The sequence below is a fragment of the Clostridia bacterium genome (genome assembly GCA_014360065.1).
GTDB lineage: Bacteria > Bacillota > DSM-521 > Neomoorellales > JACIYF01 > JACIYF01.
The window spans coordinates 1-7,472 of the sequence record JACIYF010000117.1 but is presented as its reverse complement, the minus strand read 5'-3'; the positions used below and the strand labels follow the sequence as shown (position 1 = coordinate 7,472).

6 protein-coding genes are annotated in these 7,472 nt (G+C 53.5%); 1 reads left to right on the top strand and 5 read right to left on the bottom strand.

Annotated elements, in window-relative coordinates:
- Window positions 1-483 precede the first annotated feature (483 nt).
- Window positions 484-1,860 carry an Nramp family divalent metal transporter gene (locus H5U02_12765; protein MBC7343291.1) on the top strand — a complete coding sequence of 459 codons (1,377 nt, stop codon included), beginning with the start codon at window positions 484-486 and terminating at the stop codon, window positions 1,858-1,860.
- A gap of 88 nt (window positions 1,861-1,948) precedes the next feature.
- Here H5U02_12765 and H5U02_12760 read toward each other — a convergent pair whose 3' ends face one another.
- The 5 genes from H5U02_12760 to H5U02_12740 all read right to left on the bottom strand — a co-directional run bounded on the left by H5U02_12760 (window position 1,949) and on the right by H5U02_12740 (window position 7,269).
- Window positions 1,949-2,587: a cyclase family protein gene (locus tag H5U02_12760; GenBank protein ID MBC7343290.1), complete on the bottom strand. Its 639-nt coding sequence runs from the start codon at window positions 2,585-2,587 to the stop codon at window positions 1,949-1,951.
- 84 nt (window positions 2,588-2,671) lie between these two features.
- A complete protein-coding gene (locus tag H5U02_12755; protein ID MBC7343289.1) occupies window positions 2,672-4,141 on the bottom strand; it encodes a glucose-6-phosphate dehydrogenase in 1,470 nt (489 codons plus the stop codon).
- Window positions 4,142-4,147: 6 nt separating this feature from the next.
- Entirely contained in the window at window positions 4,148-5,059 is a 912-nt protein-coding gene (gene gnd, locus H5U02_12750; protein MBC7343288.1) for a decarboxylating 6-phosphogluconate dehydrogenase, read from the bottom strand.
- Between the two features lie 72 nt (window positions 5,060-5,131).
- Window positions 5,132-5,593, bottom strand: coding sequence for a DUF523 domain-containing protein (locus tag H5U02_12745; protein ID MBC7343287.1), 462 nt, complete (start codon window positions 5,591-5,593; stop codon window positions 5,132-5,134).
- A gap of 371 nt (window positions 5,594-5,964) precedes the next feature.
- Entirely contained in the window at window positions 5,965-7,269 is a 1,305-nt protein-coding gene (locus tag H5U02_12740; GenBank protein MBC7343286.1) for a hypothetical protein, read from the bottom strand.
- Window positions 7,270-7,472 lie beyond the last annotated feature (203 nt).

Sequence of the window (7,472 nt, the reverse complement as noted above, 5' to 3'; positions counted from 1 at the left end):
TGCGGGTGGCCGGATGGATGTAGTGTGGATGTAGTGAGCTCGGGAAAAGAATAACCGCCAGGAATGTGTTCTGGCGGTTATTTGCATAGAGCGTCTCGATATATTTCGTCAGTTCCCGCTGGCAAAGGCGGGGTTTTTCTTTGACCGTAAGCGCCATTAGGGGTAACGGCTGCTTCCCGCTCTGGCGTCAAAGCCAAAGCTGTACACTAACAAAACACAGTTGTATAGTTAGAAACAAATGAAGCAACCGGGCAAGAAATAGCGAAGGGAAATAATCTCAATGTTGCTAGAAACGATTGACTTGTTCCATGCTACAACGCCCCACTCCTGGGCTTTTTCGAGCCTAGGTTGACATATATGCAACAGCTGTTGGGAATTGGTTTTTAGAATTTAACCATAAGTGAGGTGGTGTGACTTCAGGCCAACAATAGTCAAATTTGCACTCGAACTATAATCATCTGGAAAGAGGAGAGGGGAGTGGGAATGAGCAAAGAAGTTAACGGAGGTCTCCTGGACGTTGATCCATACCGGCTTCGGGACGAGGACGTACTGGAGCCACCTCAAAGGTGGCGACAGAGCTTCAAGTATCTGGGACCAGGCATGATCCTAGCGGCAGCAGTTGTAGGCAGCGGCGAAGTCATTGCCGTGCCGATTCTGGGTGCGAAAGTGGGTATGGCCGGCCTGGGGTTGATTCTTCTAAGCTGTATCGTCAAGCTTATCTTTTTGGAAGAACTAGCCCGATATGCGGTGGTGACCGGCAAGAGCCCCCTGGAGGCCTTTAGCGATCTTCCCGGCCCAAGGATATTTAACATTCACTTGGTGGGTTGGCTATGGATGATGTATATCTTCTCTGTAATCCTCCAGCAGGGAGGGATACTTGGAACCGCCGGTACGGTAATCATGAACTTTGTTCCTGCCCTGGATGAGCGGTTCTGGGCAGCTGTTTTGGTGGTGGTTTCCTGTATCGCCTATCTTAAGGCCAGATATGACACCATCCAAAACGTAGCCACCTTCTTGGTAGTAGTGTTTTCTCTGACTGCAGTTATTGCTTCAGTGCTCCTAATGTTTACACCGTACAGGGTAACGCTAGCCGACCTGGCCCAAGGATTTTCCTTTGCTATTCCGCGGGAAAGCTGGCAAGTAGCCTTTGGCGCCTTTGGCATAACTGGTCTAGCTTCAGCGGAAATCGTGTCCTACCATTACTGGTGCTTGGAGAAAGGATATGCCAGAAATGTAGGCCCTAGACACGACACGCCTGAATGGAAGAAGAGGGCCAAGGGCTGGATCAGCGTTTTGCATAAGGACATAATCGTCACCGCCACGGTCTTTACCTTTGTTACTGCAGCCTTCTATGTACTCGGCGCTAAGGTGTTGCATACGCTAGGGATCCTGCCCTCAGGACTGGAAGTACTAAAGAGTATTTCCGCTGTTTTTACCGAGATATATGGAGGATGGAGCTTCTACTTGTTTATGATTGGCGCCTTCTTCGCCATGTATTCCACCTTTTATGCTAATGCTGCTGCCTATGCCCGTTTTCTCCTTGATTTTTTCCTGAGGCTTGGATCCATTAAAGTGACCAGTGGTAAACAGAGAACCAAATGGTCCAATGGCTTTACCATCCTGCTTTTGGTGGTATTTGCCCTTGGGTACTTTGCCATCAGGACACCGGTAGCTTTGGTGTTCCTGGGCGGCATTACCGGAACCCTGATGATTCCGGTTATTGCTTGGGCAAGCGTGTACCTTGGCCGCAAGATTGACAAGGGCATTGCCTTGTCTGCTCCGGCCGTGTGCTTCATGTATATATGCGCCGTCATTGTAACCATAATCGGGGCAGTTACCCTTTACGATCTAATCGCTTAAGCCTTGGCCTGCAGTGGAGGGCTGAGCTGGTGCATGCAAAAGCATAGCAAAGGGCCGGGGATGCAGGTGCCCCGGCCTTTGCGCTTACTCATGTTGGCATATCAGCTTCAGGCGTTATAAGAACGGCTCGCAGGGGGGCGGCTTCGGTGCCTATTACTTTCAGGGGCAAGGCCACCAGAAAATAGGAACCGGGCGCTACCTCATCCAAGTACAGACCTTCGACTATTATAATACCTTTTTGTAGCAGTACCTTGTGACTAGGGTGCTCGGGCTGGTCGCGCTCGATGCCTAGAGCATCGATCCCCACCCCGCGGACTTGGGCCTGAGCGAGATACTGAGCGCCACTCGCTCCCAGATAGACGAAGTCTTCGGCTACACTCCCGACCAGTGAATTCTGTGTTTTCAGCAGGATGAACTCACCTGCCGCTATGGCTTGACCGGCTAAATCTCCCGCCTCTATCTTTTCTCCAACGCCAGTAAGATCTAGTACCCGGCAAGGCCCGAGCAGAGGAAGTAGGCCCAGCTGGTCCACGCTTACCCCTTCCTTATCGACATGCATGGGGGCATCCAGGTGGGTGCCAGTGTGGAGGTTGATGGTAATCTGCGATTCTCTGATGCCGGCTTCATAGTCCCTGGTGGTTTCGATCCGAGGGCATTGCTTCAGGCGATTCTTGTAAACCGGCATTTTTGGATGAATCGGCCAAGTTATGTCATAAATGCGAAACATGATATGCCTCCTCCCGAAGCAATCTGGCCCGGTCTGGTGGTCATGCCCAAGCCATCTTTGCTTGTACTTTTCGCCGACTACGCCTCATTCTAGTTGGGCCCATTGCCTGCCATCTCTGAGTAAGAGCTGTTGAGCGGCCTCTGGCCCCCAGCTGCCTGCCGCGTAATTGGGAAATGGAGGCAAGGTCTGCGACCACTCCTGGGCCAGTGGATCCACGAATCTCCAGGAATATTCTACCTCCTCCCACCCGGTAAACAAGGTTTGGTCCCCGCGCATGGCATCTAGCAGTAAGCGTTCGTAAGCTTCAGGTGAATTTGTCCCTACCTCACAGTTCTGGCAAAAGTCGAGCTTGATGGGGATGATAAAATCATTCGTGCCTGGTCTTTTGGCGTTGAGCCGTAAGAAGACTCCTTCTAAGGGTTGGATACGAATGGCCAGGAGGTTGGGCAGCAGCTCACCGTATTCTTTAAAGTACAGAATCTCGGGAAGGGACTTAAACTGGACCACGATCTCGATGGCTTTTTGGGCCAACTGCTTGCCGGTACGCAGGTAGAAGGGAACCCTGGCCCAACGGAAATTGTCAATGGCGAGCTTCAATGCCACAAAGGTTTCGGTGGTGGAGTTGGAACGTACTCCTGTTTCGCTGCGGTAACCTTGGTACTGGCCGCGCACCGCGTTCTTGCGGATGGTTTGGGGGGTAAAGGGCTGCAGGGATCTTAACACCTTTACTTTTTCTTCCCGGATATCATTGGTATCCAAGTTGGCAGGGGGTTCCATAGCAATCATGCTTACCAGTTGCAGCATATGGTTCTGTACCATATCGCGCAAGGCACCGGCCTTTTCGTAATAGGTAGCGCGAGTGCCTACCCCGTCAGTTTCTAAGGAGCTTATCTGAACGTGATCAATATATTTATTGTTCCATACCGGCTCAAAAAAGGCATTGGCGAAGCGGATGACCATGAGGTTTTGAATCATTTCCTTACCGAGATAGTGATCGATGCGGTAAATGGCTTCCTCCGGAAATACGTTCCTGAGGGCTTGATTCAGCCTTCGGGCCGATTCTAGATCCCAACCGAAAGGCTTTTCAATGACCAGTCGTGGCCAGCTCTGGGTGTAGGGCTGGCCAGGTACCAGGCCGGACCGCTGGAGGTTCTGAGCCACGGTTTGGAAATGCTCGGGCGCTAAGGCCAAATAGAAAATGTGGTTCCGGGTAGTATTACCGCCATCCTCGAGGCCGACCAAAATAGCCTGGAGCCGGGCATAGCTGTCGGGGTCGTGGATGTCGGCCTGTATGTAATGGGTTCGTGGTAACAGGAATTCTTCAATAGCCCCGCTGGGCAATTGCCTAGGCGCGTATTGTTGAATAGTCGCCTTGAGGTAGTTCCGAAAACTGGAGTTGGTTTCTGGCCGTCGAGCTAAGCCTACGACAGCAAAGCGATTGGGCAGAAGTTTTTGGGCGGCCAGGCTCGCTAAGGCAGGGAAGAGCTTGCGGCGGGCTAAGTCGCCAGTTGCCCCAAAAATAATCAGGCAGCAGTCAGGAATTCGGCTGCCCATTCCTGGTTAGCCCCTTTCCGGTACTGTGGTTTCAACATTGTGCCCACCAAACTGGTGGCGGAGGGCAGCTACTACTTTGGCGGCAAATTGATCTTGATTTTCAGTCTGGTAGCGGGCAAAGACGGAAGCGGCAATGACTGGGGTCGGTATTCCCAGTCTTAGGGCGGTTTGGACCATCCACATACCTTCCCCTGAAGAATGGACTATGGGTTTGATGGTGGCTAGTTGGCTTCCATCCTTAAGGACCTGTTCGAGAAGATGCATTAGCCAGCTCCGGATTACCGATCCGTGATTAAAAACTTGGGCTATTGCCTGCAAGTTGAAGGGAAATGGTCCGCGGGCTAGAACCTCAAATCCTTCACCGATGGCTTGAAGCATTCCATATTCGATGCCGTTATGAACCATTTTAACGAAATGGCCGCTTCCGGGAGGTCCGGTATGGATATAACCCTCCGGCACGCTGATGCTGGCAATTAGCGGTTCCAGTTGTTTGAATACGCGATCTTCAGCTCCGACCATAGCGCAAATGCCGTGCCTTGCACCGGCAAGTCCACCGCTGGTGCCGACATCAGCAAAATTAATGCCCTTGGCTGTTAAAGCTTGGTAATGACGGATACTGTCCTGGTAATGCGAGTTGCCGCCGTCAATTACGGTATCGCCCGTGACTAAAAGGGGGATCAATTTTCCCAGCATGCTTTCTACCGGATCCCCCGCTGGGAGCATAAGCCAGACTACCCGGGGCGGAGTTAGCTTCTCCACCAGACCCTCCAAAGCGTACACACCATTGATCCCCTCTCGCTGGGCAGCCTTAGTCTTATCAGGCGAGCGATTATAGGCTACCACTTGGTGGCCGTGGTCGATCATGTTTTGCGCCAGATTAAAGCCCATCCGCCCCAGGCCGATGAGGCCAACCTGCAAGCTTGTTCCCTCGTTCCTATCGGAAGTATGGATGACATCTATCGATACTAGTGTCTAGAGGTAAGCTTGGTTTTATTCTTGCCAATTATTTTCGTTGCGTAGGGGGAAACCGTACTGGTACAGGAGAGCGGCAGTCACTCCGGGCCCAGGGCGGGTCCGTCCCGAGAAGCTACCGTCAAAGATAAGGGTGGTACCGCAGGAGGGGCTTTTCTCCTTAAGGATTATCAACGAGGGTTTTACCTGCTGGGCCTTAGCCAGCACCGCCTGCGCGCCCCGAAGAAAAGCCTGGGTAACGTCTTTGCCTTCCCGGTCAATCACCCGGGCCTGACCGCTGAGGACATCCATTCCGTTCCCGCCTTGGATTTCGGCTGGGGGGCGGGGAATGGTGAGCTTACCCAGACACTCGGGGCAAACCGGTATGGCTATACCTTGCTGTACCAGCTCTTTAATAGCCGGAGCTAGGTTGTTACCGCCGTTGTACTTGCAGTTATGCCCTGCCAAGCAGGCACTTACCAGGATCTTCTCTCTGGACATGAAATGCCCTCCAAAAACCATATGTTTCCAGTGGGGCGCTGTTCCTCCGCTCCGTAATCCTGCGGGGAGCGAGCTTGTGCTTCATCTCAAGCTCCAGCGAGCTTCCCAGCCAATCGGATCTCCATGTCCGTGGCCGACTCCAAGCGTCCTGCCCTCCGGGCCTTCTCCAGCCTCGCCATTGCTAAGGTGGCTTAGCCGCTCGGCCTAATGTCGCTTCCGGTCAGCGCCCCAACCTTCCCTGCGCGCTTTTTCCATGTCTGCTTGTGCGGCTGGGCGCATAGGGCACCAGTCGAATTCCATGTAAAGATAACATTTCTCCTAGTCCAATTCAATTGTGGTCGGAGTGGCTCATGCGGGTTGGGCTCCTAGGGTTATGGCGGTTTCTTTGGTGTCCTAGGTTTAGCAGCAGCTGGGCCGGCAGCAGTGGGGTGCGGGGGCGAGACCGGCCGGAGTCTCCACCCCCGCTTAAAGCAGCCATAGGTTAGGGATCCCAGGAAAACTAGGCCCACGTATCCTATGGCCGGAAACACTGTTCCTACCATGCGGGAGAAGCCCAATTGGGCTGCTAGGAAAGCTGCTGCCCCGGAACCGATAACCAGCCAGCGGAAACGGGGAGTAGCAGGATCCGACAGGCGAACGCTAAACCCGTACAGGCTACCAACGGCGGTATTGTAGACTTCGGCCAAAAGGATCAGGCTGTAAGGGAGGTCAGCCCATGGGGCCAGATTGTTGGCGGCATAGAGCATAGGCACTTCCCTGGTGGCGATCAGTGGTAAGTTGGCCAGAATGGCCAAGTAGATGGCCAGAGCGCCTAACCCTAACCCCAGGCCGCCGGCAATGGCGCCGCGGAGGAGGTGACGAGGGCGGCTGGCGTTGCTGATGGGCACCAGTACCGGCAGAGCCAAAATCAGGTTATAAGAGGCATACAAAAGGGCAGCCAGGGGCCAAAAGGGAGCTGCGGCGCGGGCCCAATCCGACCACCCTAGCTTTTCCAGGAGGGGCACGCTTAGGGTTATACCCAGCCGGTTACTCCAGGAGCCGGGTCCGGCCGGAGGTGCGCCTGCAGGTGAGCCGGCCAGTTCGTTGGAGCCCAGCGGACTTCTCATTTGCGGAGCAACCATGCCAGCTCCGGTGCCGGTGCTAGGAGGGACTGCTGCCCCGGAGGCAAAATAGGGCCAGATATTGGCTGCTCCCACGATCAAGACGGCTGCGATCAAAAAGGGAGTCACAATGCTCAGGGCCGAAACCACGGCGCTCAAACCCATTAACACGGTCAGGACCGCCAAAACCACCATGAGCATACTACCCCACAAGGCAGTAAAGCCGAATTGCTCCGCAAAAATGGCTCCGGCGCCTGCTGCCATTACGGTTAAAAAACCAAATAAAAAGAAAGTAATGAACCAGTCCATGGCTTTTCCCACCCAATGACCCCCCACCTCTATCAAGAGTGGCTGATAAGAGTTCGCTCCCAAGCGGTGCCCGGTTTGAAGGATTATATGGCCAAAAAAGATGAACAGGACGGTGGCGCTGGCTAGGCCCAGTAACCCCCAGCGACCAAAACTAGAGAAGAACTGCAGTATCTCCTGTCCAGATGCGAACCCGGCTCCTACCACCGTGCCTACATAGGCGGCAGCGATTTGAAAGGTAGAAAAGGTAGTGCCTTTATGGTTAGCCAACCCTGCTCCTCCACTAACTATCGTTTGCCTTAGTTTTCCCGCAAACCGCCCTCCTAGTCGCCATTTGGTTGTTCCTACGGAGTAACCTCCAGGAGGGCTTCCTCATAACATAAGAAGAGCAATGGCCCAAGATCTGGGAAGCTGAATTACCAGTACTAGATTGTTGGAACCAAATAGGGGGAGGGAAGCAAATGTCAGATTAT

Coding starts and splice junctions, on each gene's coding strand:
- H5U02_12765 (MBC7343291.1), top strand. CDS start 484: ATGAGCAAAGAAGTTAACGGAGGTCTCCTGGACGTTGATCCATACCGG.
- H5U02_12760 (MBC7343290.1), bottom strand. CDS start 2,587: ATGTTTCGCATTTATGACATAACTTGGCCGATTCATCCAAAAATGCCG.
- H5U02_12755 (MBC7343289.1), bottom strand. CDS start 4,141: ATGGGCAGCCGAATTCCTGACTGCTGCCTGATTATTTTTGGGGCAACT.
- H5U02_12745 (MBC7343287.1), bottom strand. CDS start 5,593: ATGTCCAGAGAGAAGATCCTGGTAAGTGCCTGCTTGGCAGGGCATAAC.